General features: G+C 36.5%; 12 protein-coding genes. 5 read left to right on the top strand and 7 right to left on the bottom strand.

Features of this window, described 5'->3' with window-relative positions; all coding sequences use genetic code 11:
• The first annotated feature begins 30 nt into the window (after nt 1-30).
• The gene (locus K8P02_RS18250; RefSeq protein WP_025866631.1) at nt 31-3,018 is read left to right on the top strand and encodes a SusC/RagA family TonB-linked outer membrane protein; all 2,988 of its coding nucleotides are present in this window, start codon (nt 31-33) and stop codon (nt 3,016-3,018) included.
• 13 nt (nt 3,019-3,031) lie between these two features.
• Nucleotides 3,032-4,774 (top strand): RagB/SusD family nutrient uptake outer membrane protein, encoded by a 1,743-nt coding sequence (locus K8P02_RS18245; protein WP_025866630.1) that lies wholly within the window; start codon nt 3,032-3,034, stop codon nt 4,772-4,774.
• 160 nt (nt 4,775-4,934) lie between these two features.
• Here K8P02_RS18245 and K8P02_RS18240 read toward each other — a convergent pair whose 3' ends face one another.
• Complete coding sequence (locus tag K8P02_RS18240; protein WP_223381632.1) at nt 4,935-9,071, bottom strand: hybrid sensor histidine kinase/response regulator transcription factor; 4,137 nt, start codon at nt 9,069-9,071, stop codon at nt 4,935-4,937.
• 193 nt (nt 9,072-9,264) lie between these two features.
• Nucleotides 9,265-9,843, bottom strand: a complete 579-nt coding sequence (rbr, locus tag K8P02_RS18235) for a rubrerythrin (RefSeq protein WP_002558465.1) — start codon at nt 9,841-9,843, stop codon at nt 9,265-9,267.
• 266 nt (nt 9,844-10,109) lie between these two features.
• Between rbr and K8P02_RS18230 the strand changes: the two genes are divergently transcribed.
• Complete coding sequence (locus K8P02_RS18230) at nt 10,110-11,813, top strand: SulP family inorganic anion transporter (RefSeq protein ID WP_002558464.1); 1,704 nt, start codon at nt 10,110-10,112, stop codon at nt 11,811-11,813.
• Nucleotides 11,814-11,927: 114 nt separating this feature from the next.
• Here K8P02_RS18230 and K8P02_RS18225 read toward each other — a convergent pair whose 3' ends face one another.
• Nucleotides 11,928-12,701, bottom strand: coding sequence for a radical SAM protein (locus K8P02_RS18225; protein WP_025866629.1), 774 nt, complete (start codon nt 12,699-12,701; stop codon nt 11,928-11,930).
• 62 nt (nt 12,702-12,763) lie between these two features.
• Nucleotides 12,764-14,794: a helix-hairpin-helix domain-containing protein gene (locus K8P02_RS18220; protein ID WP_223381630.1), complete on the bottom strand. Its 2,031-nt coding sequence runs from the start codon at nt 14,792-14,794 to the stop codon at nt 12,764-12,766.
• Nucleotides 14,795-14,889: 95 nt separating this feature from the next.
• Here K8P02_RS18220 and K8P02_RS18215 point away from each other — a divergent pair, with 95 nt between their 5' ends.
• Nucleotides 14,890-15,495, top strand: a complete 606-nt coding sequence (locus tag K8P02_RS18215) for a DUF4294 domain-containing protein (RefSeq protein WP_223381628.1) — start codon at nt 14,890-14,892, stop codon at nt 15,493-15,495.
• A 79-nt stretch (nt 15,496-15,574) separates the two neighbouring features.
• Here the strand turns inward: K8P02_RS18215 and K8P02_RS18210 are convergent, their stop codons facing one another.
• Complete coding sequence (locus tag K8P02_RS18210; protein WP_025866628.1) at nt 15,575-16,114, bottom strand: RNA methyltransferase; 540 nt, start codon at nt 16,112-16,114, stop codon at nt 15,575-15,577.
• 467 nt (nt 16,115-16,581) lie between these two features.
• Here K8P02_RS18210 and nadA point away from each other — a divergent pair, with 467 nt between their 5' ends.
• Nucleotides 16,582-17,520: a quinolinate synthase NadA gene (gene nadA / locus K8P02_RS18205; RefSeq protein WP_002558459.1), complete on the top strand. Its 939-nt coding sequence runs from the start codon at nt 16,582-16,584 to the stop codon at nt 17,518-17,520.
• Between the two features lie 40 nt (nt 17,521-17,560).
• Here nadA and K8P02_RS18200 read toward each other — a convergent pair whose 3' ends face one another.
• On the bottom strand, nt 17,561-18,613 hold the full coding sequence (locus K8P02_RS18200) for an acyltransferase family protein (RefSeq protein ID WP_025866627.1): 1,053 nt from the start codon (nt 18,611-18,613) through the stop codon (nt 17,561-17,563).
• Entirely contained in the window at nt 18,610-20,916 is a 2,307-nt protein-coding gene (porZ, locus tag K8P02_RS18195; RefSeq protein ID WP_025866626.1) for a type IX secretion system anionic LPS delivery protein PorZ, read from the bottom strand. Before porZ ends, K8P02_RS18200 begins: the two co-directional genes overlap by 4 nt.
• Between the last annotated feature and the right edge of the window lie 4 nt (nt 20,917-20,920).

Below are 20,920 nucleotides of genomic sequence, written 5' to 3'. Positions count from 1 at the left end.
TGATGGTATAAACCCTAAAATATGATTCAAATGAAGAGATTTATATATTTGTGCACGTTTCTGTGTGCACTGCTTCTATCGGTAATGCCGGTAAAAGCACAAAAGACCCAAAAAAGCTCAACAGTAACCGTTGAGGGTATTGTGGTCGATGAAAATAATGTCCCTATGCCCGGTATTACAGTTAACGTTCAGGAAAAACAAACAGATGCTGTGACCGATGAAGATGGTAAATTCTATATGTTACTTGATCCGTCGGATGTACTGGTAGTTAACTTAAAAGGGTACCGTCCGGTTGTTACACGCCTTAACAACCAATCAGTTTACACATTGAAACTGGTAAAGTACATGACCCACGAAGATGAAATGATTGGTGTATCTTATGGAGAACAATCTAAGAGGAGTATGACTTCGGCTGTATCAAGTATTGGTACCGATGTAATTGAAAAAAACACAGTAACCAATATTGAACAGGCAATGAATGGAACTTTATCCGGACTTTATTCACTGAAAAACGGAGGTGAAAAATTCGGTAAGAGTAACTATACTTTTTATGTACGTGGTATGGCAACCAATGCCAATGCTAAACCTCTGATTTTAGTTGACGATATAGAAGCCAACATTGACTTGATGGATTTCAATGAAGTGGAAAGTATCTCTGTACTGAAAGATGCGTCGGCTTTGGCCATGTATGGTATGCGCGGAGCCAACGGTGTCATTCTGATAAAAACAAAACATGGTAGTGAAGTAAAACACTCCATTAATGTGGACATCCGCGCAGGATTCCAGACAACAGAGAGAATGTCCGATCGGTTGAATGCCTATCAATACACCACTCTCTATAATGAAGCATTAAGAAATGACGGTTCGGCACCAATGTATAATCCCGATATGTATCTCCGTGCAGACAGAGATTCCTATCTTTATCCGGACGAAAACTACAAAGACCGTTTCATTGGTAAAAACTCCCCCTTCCAGCACTATAACTTTTCGGCTTCGGGAGGTAACGGACTGGCACGTTATTTTGTAACTGCCGGTTATATGAAACAGGAAGGTATCTTCAAAGATGCTGCTGCCAATAACACATACGAACGTTTCAACTACCGTTCAAATCTGGATATTAACCCGATTAAGGGAATGCTGTTCAATATTCTGGTTTCTGCAGCTATTGACAAGAGTTCGGCTGCTAACACAGGTTCGGAAGTACCTGCCGCTACTAATTCCGTATTTAACACTCTGATGACTCTGCCGGCAAACGCTTTCCCAATGTTCAATAAAAACGGATCACTCGGAGGTACTTCTGAGTATCAGACGAATCCTTACGGACTTTTGAACCGTCACGGTTATCGTAAAGACGAATCTCGTCTGCTCAATGTACAGGTAAAAGGTAAATATGACCTGGATATGTTGTTACCAGGGCTTTCGGTTGATGCTTATTATGGTTTCGAAAACTTCAATATGCAGTACCTGAGCATCAATAATACGTATGCTGTATTCCAGGAAAACGCAGATGGCACTTATACACAGTTTGGTAAAGATGAATATAAGAACAGCCGTAAATCAGAGATGATGGGCGGATTCTACCGTTACAATACACTGGGCGCAGGAGTCAACTATAACCATACTTTCGGAGATGTACACGATCTGGCAGTCCGCTTGTTCTATAATCACTCCAGCGAAACAGTTCCGGGCGATAATCCCGATTACAAATATCAGGGGCTGGCAATGCGTGCACAATATGGTTTCAACAAACGTTACTATGCAGAGGTTACAGCTTCCTATCAAGGTTCCAGTAATTACAAAAGCGGAAAACGTACCGGACTTTTCCCTGCTATCGGATTGGCATGGGTTGCTTCGGATGAGAAATGGCTCCAATCAGTAGAAGCAATCGATTTTTTGAAGTTCAGAGCATCTTATGGTATAAACGGTAACGACCAGACCGGCGGACGCCGTTTCCCTTATCGCCAAGAATTTACCTCCGGAGGCGGATATGCATTCGGTAACCCCAACGGAAGTACAGATGGCTCACAAGAAGGAACATTGGCCAATCCCAACGAAACATGGGAAAAGTCATACAAACTCAATGTAGGATTCGACCTTGAACTCTGGAAAGGTCTTTCATTGACAATGAACTATTTCAATGAAAAACGCCGTGACGTATTGGTAGATTACTCTAATATCGTTCCTTCACTGATTGGTATCGGTCTGTCCAAATACAACGGCGGATCAATTGATAACCAGGGTATCGACCTGAACATCCTTTATAACAAACAATACAAGGATGGCGGATTCTTTATCGGAGGAAATATGGTATGGGCAAAAAACAAAATTATCGACTTAAAAGAAGTAGCTTACAAATATGCTCACCAATACCGTAAAGGACACTCTATTGGTACACAATTCGGTTTTCAGACCAATGGATTGTATACCAATGCCGATCAACTGGTCAATGCTCCTACAGGCTCTTTCGGAGCGCCTGTATTAGGTGATATCATCTACAAAAACCAAAGCCCGGAGGATGATAATGTAATTGATGAGTCTGATAAGGTAGCATTAGGAAATACCCTGCCGGAAATTATTTTCGGTGCTACATTAGGTGGTAACTATAAAGGATTTGATATTCAGTGTAATCTGGAAGGATCAGCCTTATTCTCTACTTTTTATACTCCGAATAAGTTTACTCCTTACGCTTACGAGAACCGTTGGAATCCGGCTAATCCTACCGTACAGACAGCATATCCGGGTCTGAGTATCTCTCGTGATTACAATACACAGACTTCTGATTTCTGGGAGAAAAAGACCTCCATGCTTCGCATTTCGTCGGCAGAGGTGGGATACACATTCCCCAAGCAACTGGTAAGAAAAATATTCCTTTCTTCATTACGTCTTTATGTGAATGCAAACAATCTGTTTACTTTCTCAAATGCAATTGACGGTCGTAACCCGGAAGCTATGAATGCCGGATATTCTGAATATCCTCTACTGAGAACATTCTCGGTTGGTATATCTATAAAACTTTAAAAACACTACGATTATGAAAATCAATAAATATATTATAGGTTTAGGTTTGACTTTCTCTTTTCTTTTCGCCGGCTGTGATTCATTTCTGGACCCGGAGAAAGACGGTAAACTGGGAGAAGACGACATATGGAATGAAACCCGGCGAGCTTTCGGATTCATGAACGATGCGTACAACAAACTACCCAGCGGCTACAACCGGATTGATAACGCCATGTTGGCAGCAGGATGCGATGAAGCAGTACACTCGGACGTGACAAGCGATATCAAAGGTTTCAACAATGGTACATGGGATTCTTATTTCCTTGTAGAAAACGTATGGACTAAAAACTATGAGGGAATCCGGATCGTAAACCGATTCCTTGAAAAGATTGATGAACTTAAAATGCCGGTAAAGCCGACTACTTCCGGAACGAATGAAGAGTTGGTCCGCACCCGCGAACGTATGAAAGGAGAAGCCCACTTCCTGCGTGCTTATTTCTATTTTGAATTAATCAAACGTTACGGTGGTGTACCATTGATTACAAAATCATTGACGGCTGAAGAAGCCCAACAAGTAACACGTGCATCCTATGACGATTGTATGAAACAGATTATCGCTGACTGTGATACTGCTGCCAACCGGTTACCGGAACAATACAAAGGAAGTTCCGAAAGTGTAGGGTTCGATGATAAGAAAGAATTAGGACGCCCCACTACCGGTTCTGCTTATGGTTTGAAATCACGTGCACTTCTCTATTGGGCAAGTCCGTTGAACAATCCTAATAATGATAAGCAACGTTATAAACTCGCGATTGATGCCGCTCAAAAAGTTGTTGAATCGGCATTCAGATATAAGTTGATGGCTTTTACTGATGAAGATGAAACCTTTACCGACTTGTATGCCGTTAGTGAAAACTTCCTGCAATATCATCGGGAGATAGTATTCTCTACCAAATATAACACTACAACAAGTGTAGAAAGCCAGAATTCCCCACTCACTATGGGAGGAAAGGGATTGACGAATCCGACGCAGAACCTGGCAGATGCTTTCGGTATGGCTAACGGAAAAGGGATCAACGAACTGGGATCAGGATATGACAAAGATCATCCTTATGTAGGACGCGATCCGCGCTTCTATATGACTTTTGCTTATGACGGTTCTACATTTACAGTAAATGACAAAACTCAGACTATTGAAACATTTGAAGGTGGAAAAGATGCGACTGCTACTAATAAAACCGCTACTAAAACCGGATATTACCTGAAGAAGCTTCTTTCACCGCAAGCTGTATGGGATGGACGAACCAATAATATCACCCGTACCTGGATATTGATGCGTTATGCTGAAGTGTTGTTGAATTGCGCGGAGGCAATGAATGAATATTATGACACACCAAGTGCTGCACCCAAAGATTCAATCTATAAAGTAGTAGAACTTATACGTAAACGTGCTCAACTGAATCCATATAGACTACCTGCCGGACTAAGTAAAGAAGAGATGCGTGAAGTGATACGTAATGAACGCCGCGTAGAACTGGCATTCGAGGAACACCGCTTCTTTGACATTCGCCGCTGGCGTTTACTAGATAATCCAACGGAAAAGGCAAACTATCTGAAAATAGAAGGTATGCAAATTGTAAAGGATGCCAATGATGAACCTACTTATAAAAAATACACCGTAGAAAACCGGGTATTTGATGAACGAATGTATCTCTATCCAATTCCACAATCAGAGATATTGAAAGCGCCGGGAATCACCCAGAACCCGGGATGGTAATTCAAATTATAGTTATATGATACTACAGAAAAAGCTGCTTCAATTACGAGGCAGCTTTTTTTGTAGTATCACATAACTTATTTCAAAGCTTCAAACAAAATGTTTCATTACTTCAAACAAAGTGTTTCAAAGCATGAAACAAGACAAAAGGATAATGGGGTTAATCTTCTTCTGACTCTTCACTCTTGTTTTTACCTTTTCTACAATTCTGTGGAGATACACCATAGAATGATTTAAAACACTTACTAAAATAACGGGGCGATGAAAAGCCCAGCTGATAGGATATCTCAGAAACATTCAGATTGGGCTGATTAGTAATCAAATACATCGCTTCTTCAAGCTTTATTTTAAGCGTCAACTCATTGGGAGTAAGTCCGGTTATTTCCTTTATTCTGAGATACAATTTACTCCGGCCAATACCCAATTCGGCAGCCAATACATTCATATCAAACTCAATATCCTCAAAATATTTTCGGATAATAGCAGTAGCACGATCTATTAATTCCTGATCCTGCTCATTGATGGCATTAGAAACAACCGGTGTCTTAGAAACATGATTAAATCTTTCAAGCAACATTCTACGGGTCCGTACCAGATTATTGCAACGTGATACAAGTACTTTGATATTAAACGGTTTTGTTACATAATCATCTGCACCAAACATATATCCTTCAACCGTATATTCCACAGAGGTTTGCGCCGTAAGTAAAACAACCGGAATATGTGATACGTCCAGACTGTTTTTAATTTTATGGCACATCTCTTTACCAGACATCTCCGGCATCATCACATCACTTAAAACAATATCGGGGTGTAACTCGCGCGTAGCTTCAAAACCCTCTTTACCATTGGTAGCTTTGTATACATGATAAATAGGAGCGAAGATATCTTCCAACATTTCCAATATCTCCAGATTATCCTCTACAATAAGAATACTGGGCTTATTATCAGAATCCTTCGATTCAATATCCATTTCTCCGGCTTTCTCTTCATTAGTAAGCTCCTGCTCTTTAACCGGTTCCTCCAGCATTAACTCCTCCAAAGCCAGATCTTCCAATACTCCATCTTTTATCAGATGGAAATTGGATTCACTATCACTCAAAACCTCTTTTGGGAAATGTTCATTGCCTGTCAGCAACGTAACAATGAAAACACTACCCTGACCAACTTCACTTTCAACCCGGATGTTTCCCTTATGCAACTCCACAATTCCTTTGGATACAGCCAATCCGATACCTGTACCCAACGTAAACTCTGAACTCTGTCCGTCAACCTGATAAAAACGATCAAATATCTTGTGAATAGATTCCTTGGAGATACCCACACCATCGTCTTCTACCCGTATTTCCACTTCATTCTTGATTTTCCGGATAGAAACAGTAATACTGCCTTTTGCTTTGGTGTATTTAAAGGCATTAGATAAAAGATTGAATATTACCTTCTGCAACTGAACCGGATCAAACCAAAGATTCAGTTTTTCCTCCATATGTTCGAACTTATAGTTAACAGAATGTTTCAAGGCATATTCATAAAAAGACATATAGATCTCTTTAGTGAAAGATACAATATCCATATATTCCACTTTCAGCTTCAGGAATCCTTGTTCTTGTTTTCGAAAATCAAGTAACTCTGACACCAGATCACGCATATGTCTGGCATTCTTATAAATTTTAAGTACCCGGTTGTAGACGGATGGATTGAGTTTATTAAGTTGCAACAATAGTTCTACCTGTACAATAATAAGGGTAAGCAGTGTACGGAACTCATGCGAAATGTTGGTAAAGAAACGAAGTTTTGTCTGATTTAATTCTTCAATATATTCTTTTTCCTTTCTTTCATATTCTAATGAGGCCTTTAACTTTGCCTGCCGCACATTAAAGCGGAAAATAGCATATAAAATACCTACCACCAATAATGCGTAAAGCAGATAAGCCCAAACTGTAGCATAAAATGGCGGATTAATTTTGATGCCAAGTTCAATTTGTTTTGTTTCCGTTTTGGCATCTTCCCATACCTCCCGAACAAGCAGACGATATTTCCCCGGACTTAAATTAGTATAACTGATAGTAGTAGAATGTGCCGGAAGCCAGGTATCATCAAGTCCTACCAACTTATATTCATACTGAAAATCGTTATTAGAAACATAGTTTGAAGTAGCAAATTCGATAAACAGGTTGTTTTTATTGTAATCAAGTTCAATCTCCTTATAGTTGGATAAAGCCGAAGAAAGAATACCAGATCCATCTCCCGGTCTGACCTCCCTGTTGGATATCCAAAGCTTATCAAAATAAAGCTGGTATTCTTTTTTAGTGGTATAAAGTAACTGTTCATAAAGGGATGTCAATCCATCAATTCCACCAAAGAAAACCTCTCCGTCTTTGGTAGAACAGACACTTGAACCTTGGTTAAAACTCATTTGAGGTATTCCGCAAACATGTTTCAATGTTCTGGTTTCAGGATCAAAAAAGGAAACTCCTTTGTTATGCAGTACCATAAGATGATCATAAGGTGATTCGGCTATATAATAACAATAGTTGCTCTGTAAATCTCCCTTTTCTGCTGTAAAATTTCTGAATGTATCCGTCTCGGGAAGATAAAGGAACAATCCGGAACCTAAAGTCCCGAAAAAAAGTTTCCCCTTACTATCCTCTAAAATATGAGTAATTCTAAATTTACCAATAGAAGTAGAATCCTCCATTACAGCATTGTATTCTTTTATTTTATTATTATTCAAATCAATCCGTACCACTCCTCCGTCCGATTTAGCAATCCACATCCTATCTTTGCTATCAATCAAAAAAGTTTCATAATAAAACTTCCTTTCTACTGCCCGGTTAATTACCTCATTAGCAGAAAGAGAAGAGAACGTCTCACTTTTCAAATCCATACTACAAACTCCTGCCTGAGTCAGTACAATGAGTTTATCTTTATAAAATTGTATATCGTTCACAATATCGTTGGGCAATGAAGCAGGCTCTCCCGGATTATTCTTCAAAACCTTGACCGTTTGGGATTTTATATCAAATATATTAAGTCCACCGGTATGCGTACCAATATATAGCAGATCTTTATCTTTTAGATATTTAATACATTTCAGATTATTATGACTAATGCTTCTGGGGTTATCTTCCTGCATGAAACTCTTGAATTGTTTCGTTTGGCGGTTAAAGAAATTAAGCCCTCCTCCTTCAGTACAAATCCATAGATTACCGTTTTTATCTTCTGCCATCTTACCTACGAAAGGAAAACTAAGATAGTTGGGGTTATTTCGCCCTATCGCTCCATAGAAATGGTAAATATCGGCTCTCGGGTTAAAATGATTAATACCACCAAAATAGGTTCCTACCCAGATATTCCCTTGTAAATCTCTATAAAGACCAAAAACAGACGAATGACTTAGACTATAGGGAACATTGTCTATTTGAGTATAACATTTCCATTTATCAGTAATAGGATCATATTTATTTAACCCATAAAATGTGCCAATCCATATATTTCCGAATTCATCCTCAACAACACTTCTCACATGATCATCGGAAATCCCATTCTTACCCGGTGAATAACGGAAGTTTGTTATCTGATTCTGAGATGAAATCCGATAAGCACCACTCGCATCCGTACTTACCCACAAATCATTTCTCTTACTCTTATACAGGTATTTCACAAAAACACCAGATAACACCACTTTCGGAGAATCGGGTGCATCGAATGGTATAGACAATAAATTATTTTCTGTCCCTACCCACAAATATTCATTATCAGCCGTAAAGATACAACTTCCGTTTCCCAGGCCCGGATCTATATCACAAAACTTACGCAAACCTTCTTTACCCTCCAGATAATAAAATATAGCATGATCGGATATCACCCAAAGCGTATCGTTTGAATAGCAAATACCATTAATTTCTTTTTGTGCCAAACAGGTAAATTGCTGTGTTGAAACATTGTATTTCACCAGATCGTGTCCAGCCCGTAAGTAGATAGCACCTTTCTTATTACCACAAATTGAATAGATTTCATTCTGGGTCAATCCCTTATTATTTTGTGAAGGGCGAAAGGCGGTAATCTCACGTCCGTTGTATCTATTCAGTCCTTCAAATGAGCCAAACCACATAGCTCCTATTTCATCCTGATAAAAAGAGAAAATACTGATTTGCGTTAATCCATCTTTTACCCCCAAATGATGGAAATACACATCATTTGCTTTGGAAGATGAAAAGAAACCGAAACAAAAAACAAATATCAGCAGAGTTTTTATCGCTATTCTATTTAATTGATCATGTATTTTTTTTGTCATAACAAGCGAAGTTTTTTGTCTTTTAGTATTAGTTATACATAAGAAGCAAAAATAAGCATTTAGAATGAATTATACAATAAGTCTTTCAATTTACTATAAACAAATTAAAGAAGCAATAGCCATCATCAACTAAATCAAAAAAGCGGCTCACCTTGCTGGATGAGCCGCTTATCAAAAAACGTATAATAATCTATTAATAGTTTTCTTTCTTTACTTCAAAATAAGCTTGCGGGTGCAGACATGCCGGACAAACTTCGGGAGCCTCTTTACCAATAGTAATATAGCCACAATTACGGCATTGCCATACAACTTCACCTTCTTTGGCAAATACAGAAGCTGTCTCAATGTTATTTACAAAAGCGCGATATCTTTCTTCATGTCCCTTTTCAGCAACAGAAATATTGCGGTACATGGCAGCAATTTCATAAAAACCTTCTTGTTCGGCAACATCAGCAAAATGAGGATAATCCTGTGACCATTCTTCATGTTCACCAGCAGCAGCTTCGAGCAGATTATTGAGAGTAGTACTGATAACACCAGCCGGATAACTGGCAGTAATTTCTACCATGCCACCTTCCAGATACTTAAACATACGTTTTGCATGCTCTTTTTCCTGATCAGCTGTTTCAGTAAAAATAGCTGCGATTTGTTCATAACCTTCTTTTTTTGCAACACTTGCATAATAAGTGTAACGCATTCTTGCCTGTGATTCGCCAGCAAACGAAGTCAGTAGATTTTTCTCAGTCTGAGTACCTTTAATACTTTTAGCCATAATAGTCTTATATATTTAATTAATTAGTAGATTACGCTTGTATTTGTTTATTTATAACACAAATATACGGAATTAGTTCAAAACAAGTCCTTCTTTCTTTATAAATAAAATCTATGAAATCATTGATAAAATTTATCATTTACAAATAATATGCTCCAAAACATGTTATTAGATTTATTTTATGTAATTTTGCAATCCTTATTTAGCAAAATCAGTAAAATCACATCGTAAATCTATATATGCACTAATTATATTGTATCGTTAAAATGAAAGTCTTAGAATTCAAACCCAAGCTGTTTTCTACACTCAAAAATTACTCGAAAGAAACATTTACAGCCGATCTCATGGCCGGGATTATTGTTGGTATTGTAGCCCTCCCATTAGCCATTGCATTTGGTATTGCCTCCGGTGTATCTCCCGAAAAAGGTATTATCACTGCTATCATTGCAGGATTTATCATTTCACTATTGGGTGGTAGTAAAGTACAGATAGGTGGTCCGACAGGAGCATTTATCGTTATTATCTATGGTATTATCCAGCAATATGGAGAAGCTGGACTCATTGTAGCTACTCTAATGGCAGGTGTAATACTCATCCTATTAGGAGTATTCAAGTTAGGAGCAGTTATTAAGTTTATTCCTTATCCCATCATTGTAGGTTTCACAAGTGGTATTGCCGTAACCATTTTCACCACACAAATAGCTGACATCTTCGGACTGACTTTTGGGAATGAAAAAGTTCCGGGAGATTTTGTAGGAAAATGGATGATTTATTTTCGTCATTTTGATACAATTAACTGGTGGAATACTATTGTAAGTATTGTAAGTGTTATAATTATTGCTGTCACTCCAAGATTTTCAAAAAAGATACCGGGATCTCTGATTGCTATTATTGTAGTGACAATTGCTGTATACCTCATGAAAATTTACGGAGGAATTGATTGTATTGATACAATTGGTGATCGTTTTACCATTAAATCCGAATTACCCGATGCCGTTGTTCCTGCACTGGACTGGGAGGCCATTAAAAATCTGTTCCCGGTAGCAATTACAATTGCTGTATTAGGTGCTATTGAATCGTTACTTTCGGCCACAGTAGCCGATGGTGTAATAGGAGACCGTCACGATTCAAATACCGAACTGATAGCTCAGGGTGCAGCCAATGTCATCGCTCCTTTATTTGGAGGTATACCTGCCACAGGTGCTATTGCACGTACTATGACGAATATCAATAATGGTGGAAAAACGCCTGTAGCCGGAATTATTCACGCTGTTGTATTACTACTTATCTTACTATTCCTGATGCCATTGGCACAATATATTCCTATGGCATGTCTGGCAGGTGTGCTGGTTATTGTTTCTTATAACATGAGTGGATGGCGCACGTTCAAAGCATTGTTGAAAAATCCAAAATCAGATGTCACCGTATTGCTTATCACCTTCTTCCTGACCGTTATTTTTGATCTGACAATTGCTATCGAAGTAGGTTTGATCATTGCTTGCGTACTGTTTATGAAACGTGTCATGGAAACAACCAAAATATCTGTCATCACCGATGAAATAGACCCAAACTCAGAATTGGATATTGCTGTTAGTGAAGAACATCTGATTATTCCAAAAGGAGTGGAAGTATATGAAATCAATGGTCCATATTTCTTTGGTATTGCAACACAATTTGAAGAAGTAATGGCACAATTGGGAGACCGTCCCACTGTACGTATCATTCGTATGCGTAAAGTTCCGTTCATCGATTCAACTGGTATTCACAACTTATCCAATCTGTGCAGGATGTCTCAAAAAGAAAAAATTACAATTGTACTTTCAGGAGTAAATGACAAAGTACATAAAGTTTTGGAGAAATCAGGATTTTATGAATTACTGGGAGAAGAAAATATCTGTCCGAATATAAATGTAGCACTGGAAAGAGCAAAAGATATCATAAGTGTACAAACCATAAACACAGAGAAGTAAACTCAGAATAGCTTTTAATTTATATATACTTTACTATAATAACATCCCCATGTTTTATATCAGAACATGGGGATGTTGTATTATAAAACATAGGGATGTTTTCAATTCCTTCTTCTAATAAGAAGCAGATGCGGAAATACCTGCTCCAGTTAATAAAGATAATATTCTATCTAATTCTTCATGTGTAGCTTTCTGCAAATCATGGTCAGGAGTTTCACGATCAATCGTATAAATCATCACTTGCCGGGGAGCAATCTCCTTTATCATTTCTAACCAGGGTAATACATACTTATCAGAAGTATTATTCACATCTTGTCCCCGATAAGTACCTTTCATAAACATTGTCTGGATAATACAGTTTCCTTTAAAAGCTTTCAGATTATCAATTATCTCTGATACAGAATATTTACCAGCAGGACGGTCAATTAGATGAATATAATCACTATCCACTGTATCCAGTTTTAAAATATTATTATCTATCTTATTCAATGCTTCGAATACAGCCGGACGATGAATAAACGTTGAATTACTCAATACGCTCACTTTTGCTTTCGGGAAATACTTATCACGAAGAGCCAGCGTATCTTCAATAATTTCCGGAAAATGAGGATGTGCCGTAGGTTCACCATTCCCGGCAAAAGTCAGCACATCAGGAAAAGGACCATTTACCAGCATATCTTTCAAACGGATTTCAAGTGCTTCACGTATTTCCTCACGAGTAGGCAAGGGCTTAGAAGGGCGATGATCTGCATTAAAACCACATTCACAATAGATACAATCAAACGAACATACCTTTCCATCGGAGGGTAAAAGATTTATTCCCAAAGATACTCCCAAACGGCGGGAATGAACAGGGCCAAATATAGGGGAAGGATAAATAACAGTCATGATGAGATTTTACAATTTGACGATTTACAATTTACGATTGATAATACTATCATGCAAATATATTAAAACTTCAGGCGTAATTGCATCTGTAAGTCTGCTTTTTTATTATTTCGTATCAAGTCATATCCGGAACCTATTTCATTACGATCATAGTATATCGTTTGTCCCATCCTAATTATCATCATCCAATGTGTATTCAGATCATAGCGCATATTGATTGCCAGATGTATTCCTTTACCCTGAAACGAAGGAGTGTAAAAAGTATAAAGCAAACCTTTTTCTGCAACGTATACACGGGTATCATAATTATCGGTATGAAAGAAGCTTCCTTGTAGTTCAGCCCTTAGCGGAATACAGGATAAACGGTAAGCTATCATTTGCGTAATCTGATAACCCTGACCGGCTACTTCCCCTGAAGAGTGGAAGTTATTATAATCAACCGTTGTACGAAGGGAAAACAAATCATCCGGTGAATAGTTCAGCCGGTAGCGCAACCGATGGTGATAAGTTGGCAGAGTAATTTCACCATTCGTTCCGGTCACATCTCTTTCTTTTCGTTTATAACGATAATTCAGATACATAGTAAGTTCTCTATGAGGAGTAAAGTTCATTTGTAACACTCCATCAATACCTTGCGAAGGTTTACTTATCTTGTACTTCCACCAGGGAAAAGAGAATAAATCTATAGATGCAAAGAATTTCCAATGACGAAAAGGAAATATTTCACCGGCAAAATACCAGCCATTTTCATTCTGTACATTACTACCTTCGCCAAACGAACGGGCAAACATTGCCCAATAATCATGTGTATAATAACGATGTATCAACAATAAATTGGCTCCTTGTACAGGAGAATACTGCAATTTATTTAAAAGAGCAAATCCCTTTTTGCCAATAGCTGCTTCTCCCAGAAAAGAAAAACGATGCCAACGATATCCATAATCCAGTCCTACATTATAAAACCTGTTACCATGAATATTATATTTGGAATACTGTCGTAGTTCGGGTTCAAAAGAATGATCAAAAAAGTAGTAAATACCAGTCAATCCCAATTTCAGATGATTATTTGTATAAGTCATATTTCCACCTGTTAATTGCATTGTGAAAACATTCTTTTTATCAGCCTCCTTCTGACTACGATGTAAACCAGTCTTATAAATAGAAGTTATTTCACCTTCCTCTATCACTCCATCCATACTGCGATGTGAATAAAAAGCTGATAATACCAGATGTTTACTTAGTTCTACAGCAGTAGCTACTCCCCGAAAATAATTATATTCATCCGTAGAAGAATGCTTTCGTATACCTCCGTTCCGGAATGTCAATGAAGAAAGATAAATACTCTTTCCCATAAGAAAATCAGTATTCACTACTAATCCTTGACCAAAGCTTAACCGATAGTTGCCTAAAGCCAGAGTTTTCAACCGTCCTATTTTAGTTATTAACAAGTAATATGAATAGTAATCATAGCCCTGTTTATTATGTAATGCACCAAAAGGTTCACCCGCGTCTTTTTCTCCGGTTATACTGGCATAAACATTCTCTCTATACCGAAAGCCATATCGCAGAGAGTGGTACATAGAGGGTCCCAAATAAGTTTTTTCATATCCCTTACGTGTATAGAACGGAATATCCAAACGAGTTAACACTTCATGTTTACCATACCTGAACACATCCTTTAGACGGGGCAAAGACTCTTTCTTATCAACAGGTTGTACACAAACAAAAGGAAGTAAATAATGAATAGTCCGACGATCCATCTCTTCTACCAACTGTAATTCATAAATGGTTTGCATCTGCCCGTGAATATACACATAAGCCAACAGGTTCTCAATCTGAATATCAGATAGAAAAGGAAGCTGCTCCAACTGTTCTTTGGTAGCGGTATTCAGATTGACAGGTTGCTGAATACGTTCAGAAAGTTCCTCAATCTTATCTCCCCAATTTATCTCTTCACTGTCATCGTTATTAACAGAGATATCCTCAATAACCTCCTCCAGAATATCCACAGAAGGGTTCTGAGCTTTATTAACAGGCATTATCAACAAGAGGTTAATAACTAAAAACAGCCGAAAAAGGCATGTGTTTTTCATTCATTTTTACTTTTGTCAGATAGCGAAGATACTTTAAATAGGTTAACACTACAAGGAATTGAACAAATAATAAAATAATCTTGTAATTTTGCGACATGAATACAAGACCTAACATAGTAATACTTACACTGTTTGCTCTGTTTCTTTCTTTCCAGTCCGTTCTGGCACAAGATAAACAAAGCAGAGGAGGATACCTTGTTCCGGTTTGTATTTATGAAGGAGATACCATACCCTGTGTACAACTACCTACCGTTTATATTTTTAAGCCATTAAAGTTTAAAAATGATAAAGAACGCATGGAGTATTACAGGTTGGTAAGAAATGTCAAGAAGGTATATCCCATAGCCCGGGAAATCAACCGTACCATACTCGAAACTTATGAATATCTGCAAACTCTCCCAAACGAAAAAGCACGTCAGAAACACATTAAAAGAGTAGAAAAAGGTCTCAAAGATCAATATACCCCCCGGATGAAAAAACTTTCTTTTGCACAGGGTAAATTGTTAATAAAGCTGGTAGACCGACAAAGTAATCAAACCTCTTTTGAATTAGTAAAAGCTTTCATGGGACCTTTTAAAGCAGGTTTCTATCAAACCTTTGCCGCTCTCTTCGGTGCTAGTCTTAAAAAAGAATACGACCCGAATGGTGAAGATAAACTCACCGAACGGGTAGTGATATTGGTGGAAAACGGACAAATTTGAAATAGTGATGAGTAGTTTAGTGATAAGTGATTAGTTCCATGTGGTATATTCGCGCAGCTTACTAATCACTTATCACTACTCACTTATCACTAATTTTTAGCTTCTTAAAGAGGTCCCATATTACAATCCCCGTCGTCACAGATACATTCAGTGAATGTTTAGTACCATATTGGGGAATTTCTATACAACCATCCGAATGGTCAATAACTTCCTGTTGTACTCCTTTCACTTCATTTCCCATAACGATGGCATATTTCTTTGTCTTATCCAGTTCCAGTTCATCCAACATGATACTGCCTTCAGCCTGTTCCACCGAATAAACAATATATCCTTCATTTTTGAGGTTATCAACAGCTTCAACAGCGTTATTAACATACTTCCAGTTAACTGTAAATTCGGCACCTAAAGCTGTCTTATGCATTTCCGGATGCGGAGGAGTAGCCGTAATCCCACACAGATAAATACATTCAATACGAAATGCATCTGACGTACGGAACACAGAACCAATATTATGTAAACTCCTGATATCATCCAGTACTACTACCAAAGGCAGTTTATCCGCTTCTTTAAATTCCTCTGCACTTATCCGGTTCAGCTCGGTTATTTTCAATTTTCGCATGTTCATATCCTTATTATTTCTTAGCTACTGCAAAAGTAATTCTTTTCTGTTAACACACCTGTTTATAACCGTTGAAAACCTGTCAAAACTTAAAGCAAAGATTTTGAAAACTAACTCTTGCATTATTCAGAAGAAGGTATAAGGAAGACTTATAATGAACAATACAAAAAAGTTAATATAAACTTTCAATGCATTCTTAAACATATTTTTCAGCACTTATTACCCTGTTTATATCCATAAAGTTTTTAACTTTGCACTTTATCAACAAGGTGTTAATACAAATTGAGAGATAGCTTATTATCAGCCAATAGCCTCTTTTCAGTCCGTTCATAATATACTGATAACTGTGTATTGGAGACTAATAACTTATCTGACAAGAAAAACAGCTTTTATTTGCTAACACTATTAACAGCCTATTATCACTAACAAAGGATTTTTCTTTAAAAAGGAGAGAAAATAAAATTATTATGAATGAACTCATAAAAGCTATTAACGAGCTGAAAAAAGAAAAGAATGCAGTTATTCTGGGTCACTACTACCAGAAGGGTGAGATACAAGATATCGCCGACTATGTAGGCGACAGTCTGGCATTGGCTCAATGGGCTGCCAAAACAAAAGCGGATATCATTGTGATGTGCGGTGTTCATTTTATGGGTGAAACGGCAAAGGTGCTCTGTCCTGAAAAGAAGGTATTAGTGCCTGATATGAATGCAGGTTGTTCATTGGCCGATAGTTGTCCGGCAGATCAGTTTGCACAGTTTGTCAAAGAGCATCCCGGATATACGGTGATATCCTATGTCAATACAACGGCTGCTGTGAAAGCTGTAACCGATGTAGTGGTAACTTCTACCAATGCAAAGCAAATAGTAGAAAGCTTTCCCAAAGATGAGAAAATAATTTTTGGTCCGGACCGCAATCTTGGAAATTATATCAACTCAGTTACGAACCGGCAGATGTTATTGTGGGATGGTGCCTGTCATGTGCATGAGCAGTTTTCGGTAGAAAAGATTCTGGAGCTGAAAACACAATATCCTGATGCCATCGTACTTGCGCATCCTGAATGTAAGAGTACAGTATTGAAACTGGCAGACGTTGTAGGTTCTACAGCTGCCTTATTGAAATATGCTGTTAACAGCAGTGAACAACGATTCATTGTAGCTACCGAATCGGGTATTCTTCATGAGATGCAGAAGAAATGCCCGGAAAAGACGTTTATTCCCGCTCCACCGAATGATAGTACCTGTGCATGTAACGAGTGTAGCTTTATGAGACTAAATACGCTGGAGAAGCTCTATGAGTGTCTGAAGAATGAGTCACCGGAGATACTGGTTGATCCGGAAATAGCAGAGAAAGCGGTAAAGCCGATAAAGCGGATGTTGGAGATTTCGGAGAAATTAGGATTATAAAATATGAATAAGCTGGTAATAGGCAATAATCTCTTATTTATTATTTATTACCAGCTTTTATCTTATACCCCATGATTATAGGTTTTTCTATCAATTTCCAGGAGATTAGAGAAATTATAATGGTTAATAATAAAGATAGAATGAAAGATATATAAATAGTAGAATGGGGAGCTATATAATAAACTACGGCTTGTGTAACAGGAAAATGATATAAGTACATTCCGTAAGAGATATTGTCATACTTTCTTAAGAAATTCAAGTATTTTAAACTGTATGCTAATCCAATAATTATTGTTGCTAAAGCTAGTGGTTCTAAGTAAGTCAATAAATAATAGGAATCTTGAAAATAATAAATAATAATAGCAATTGGAAATAAAAATTTAAGGTATTTAATAAAATGATCGAAATATAATAAAATAAAAGTTCCTGAATAGAAATAAACAAGCTGACTACCAAATTGTTTTCTTATTAGTAAATAAAAATCATTATTTGTTTGTTCGTATAGTTTAGTAAAACAATACTCATAGATGATAGCAATTAGAAAGATTGCTATCATAATCCATAATTTGTTGTATCTTTTTAACATCCAAAATATAAAAGGAACACTAATATAAAACATAACTTCTACTTTCATAGTCCAGAGTGACCCGTTTATTGCTGTTATTGGATTTGACTCAAAAACACCAGGAAGAGTTGGTTGTAGAAAGTTGAGGAAACTAAGATTAGCTATGAGATATTTGTAAGTTTCACTACTACTGAGATAGTCTTTTAAACTTAATTGTGTCATAAAAATACCAGCTACTACACATAATATTATTACTGATATATAGGGTGGAAGAATACGTCTGATTCTTTTCTCTATATAGTATCTGATACTTTGTTTTTCAATGTGACTATAGAAGATAAGAAATCCACTGATGATAAAGAAAGCTCTTACTCCGGTAGCTCCTGAAATAAACCAAAATACTTTTATGTCATTCAGATAACAAAAGTGTACAATGATAATAGATATAGTAAAAAAGTATCTGATAAAATCAAAGCAATTACCTTTATTCAATAGTTCCTTTGATTGTTTGCTTAATAAATCTTTCATCGAATAATTACTATTTTTGTAGCAATGCCTTGTTTACCATCTTTGTCAGCAGCTAATACAAAATAAATTCCACTAGATACTTTATTACCTTGGAGATTACGTCCGTTCCAGGTAAATTGTCCTCCAACTGAAGTACCGGAATAAATTAGTTTTCCGCTTGTATTGGTTATTTTTACATTTGTATCTCTTACTAGTCCTGTTACTGTAATGACTCCGGTATAATCGGACTTTACCGGATTAGGATAGGCATAAGCATCTTCACTTAACTGTTCACCTCCTTCAGTTGCATCACTTTGATATGATATTAGTCCTTTACTTGTTCCTATAAAAACTTCGCCAGTACGTGGATGTATAGCAATAGAAGATATACTATTAGATAGTAATGGACTATTTTCAGCTGTAAAATGATGAATAGTTTCCATCCCATCTTCACTTAAAAGATAAACTCCTTCGTATTCTGTACCTATCCATTTTCTATTAGCACCATCTATTACTATTGTTTTTATTAAGGTATTAGTTAATAAAAAATCAGCTAAATTGGTACCATCATTTCTTGGTACTTTAATCTGTGTACAATAAAAATCATCATCAAATACTTTTGAAGGATTAGTAATAACAAGAGGTCCCTGACTAGTTCCAATCCAAATAGCTCCATCTTTATCTTCAGCTATACAATATATAGAGTAATTTAATATAGTTCCGTCTTGATTTGTAAATTTAGTCATAAATTTGTGTTGATCATCTAATGTATCTTCTAATGTTCCTTTATGATTTAGACAGAATAATCCTCCTCTGTCTTTATAAGTAGCAGCAGCCCATAACCAACCACGACGGTCAAACAAGGCATGTTCAAAGTTAGGAGGATTACCTATTTCAGCATAGCCCAAAGGAATCCATTTATTGTTCTTATCTAATATATGTATTTGATGATATGGTGTACAATTCAACATCCAGAGATTTTGATTATTATCATATACAAGTCCATTAACCCATACATATTCGTTTTTATGTTGACTGTCAGGAAGTGCTGATTCAAGTGTACTATTGTTTAGTCTATAGAGTTTTACAAACTTTTTGTCATAAAACTCATATAACCCTTCTCCAGTTGATGAAGCAAAATGATGTTTGTTATCTCTTGGATCTTCTGCTATTGAGGTTATGTTACGATAACGGGCTCCTGTTAATTCTGTTATGCCATCTTCTTGGAAATGATCCCAGGTATTATTTTCAAATGTCATAATAGTTCCTTTATTATTTAGTATTTGTGTTGTTAAACCACCTCCGGTTACAAACATACGTTCACCTTCAAATTTTATGAAATAAGGGAGATTTCTTATTGGGCTATTAGGTATAATATTAGATAAAATGGTTTTAAATGTTTTATCAGATTCATTTATTTTTAATCCTATAAGTCCATTCTCATATCCACCTGCCCAATAAACTCCATTATTGTAAGAAAGGTGAGCTATTTCAAATTCATTACTGCTAAAATAATTCTTATTGTTTATATCGTTAAAAATTACAGCTGAATTATTATTCGTTGCTATTAATTTATCAGCGTATATTTTCATAGAATTAAAATATCCACTACCTATCAGTGAATAACTATAATCTTGTTTGTTAATAAGATAAATTCCTTGTGGATTGATATATCCTATTAGATTATCATTATACATTGATAGATAGGTATATGAAGTATCAGATACTTTTTTCCAGTTACTAATATCTAATAGATTATCGGTTAATATTCCTGTGAATAAACCTTCATCAGTGGCGGCATATATTTTATTATCATCTACTGAACAGGCATTCACTTTTTTATTTAAAATATAAGCATTACTAATTTCTTTCTTCTTTAAGTTTAGTATAACCAATCCGAAAGAAGTTGATAAATAAGCGTATTCTTTGGCTAAATGAATATGATATATATCTTTGCTTTGTATATCCTTATTCATATAATCAGGAAGGTTGTATACATCCCGATTATTGACAAGAAGATCTATATTTTTATCAGAATATATAATAATCAATGTTTTATATTCTTTACTATAGGCTATGTGAGTAATTTCAGTATCAGTTAATGGATTGGCTTTTTCATAACATTGAATGCTTGTATCATCTGTATTATACGAGAATAATCCATTATTGCCTAGAGCATAAATTATTTCTCCTGCTGGTTCAGTATAAGTAACATTATGATAAGAGAGATGAGAACGCCAATTGCCAATAGCTTGTTGTTGGGCAAATATAGTTCCTATAGTCACGAAGATATAAATAAGAGTAAATATTGCTTTTTTCATCATACTA

It is taken from the genome of Bacteroides nordii (assembly GCF_019930665.1).
GTDB classification, from domain to species: domain Bacteria; phylum Bacteroidota; class Bacteroidia; order Bacteroidales; family Bacteroidaceae; genus Bacteroides; species Bacteroides nordii.
The sequence above is the reverse complement of the archived record's forward strand: the minus strand, read 5'-3'. Positions and strand labels throughout refer to the sequence as shown.

Coding starts and splice junctions, on each gene's coding strand:
- nadA (WP_002558459.1), top strand. CDS start 16,582: ATGAATGAACTCATAAAAGCTATTAACGAGCTGAAAAAAGAAAAGAAT.
- K8P02_RS18240 (WP_223381632.1), bottom strand. CDS start 9,071: ATGACAAAAAAAATACATGATCAATTAAATAGAATAGCGATAAAAACT.
- K8P02_RS18215 (WP_223381628.1), top strand. CDS start 14,890: ATGAATACAAGACCTAACATAGTAATACTTACACTGTTTGCTCTGTTT.
- K8P02_RS18210 (WP_025866628.1), bottom strand. CDS start 16,114: ATGCGAAAATTGAAAATAACCGAGCTGAACCGGATAAGTGCAGAGGAA.
- K8P02_RS18230 (WP_002558464.1), top strand. CDS start 10,110: ATGAAAGTCTTAGAATTCAAACCCAAGCTGTTTTCTACACTCAAAAAT.
- porZ (WP_025866626.1), bottom strand. CDS start 20,916: ATGATGAAAAAAGCAATATTTACTCTTATTTATATCTTCGTGACTATA.
- K8P02_RS18220 (WP_223381630.1), bottom strand. CDS start 14,794: ATGAAAAACACATGCCTTTTTCGGCTGTTTTTAGTTATTAACCTCTTG.
- K8P02_RS18200 (WP_025866627.1), bottom strand. CDS start 18,613: ATGAAAGATTTATTAAGCAAACAATCAAAGGAACTATTGAATAAAGGT.
- K8P02_RS18245 (WP_025866630.1), top strand. CDS start 3,032: ATGAAAATCAATAAATATATTATAGGTTTAGGTTTGACTTTCTCTTTT.
- K8P02_RS18250 (WP_025866631.1), top strand. CDS start 31: ATGAAGAGATTTATATATTTGTGCACGTTTCTGTGTGCACTGCTTCTA.
- rbr (WP_002558465.1), bottom strand. CDS start 9,843: ATGGCTAAAAGTATTAAAGGTACTCAGACTGAGAAAAATCTACTGACT.
- K8P02_RS18225 (WP_025866629.1), bottom strand. CDS start 12,701: ATGACTGTTATTTATCCTTCCCCTATATTTGGCCCTGTTCATTCCCGC.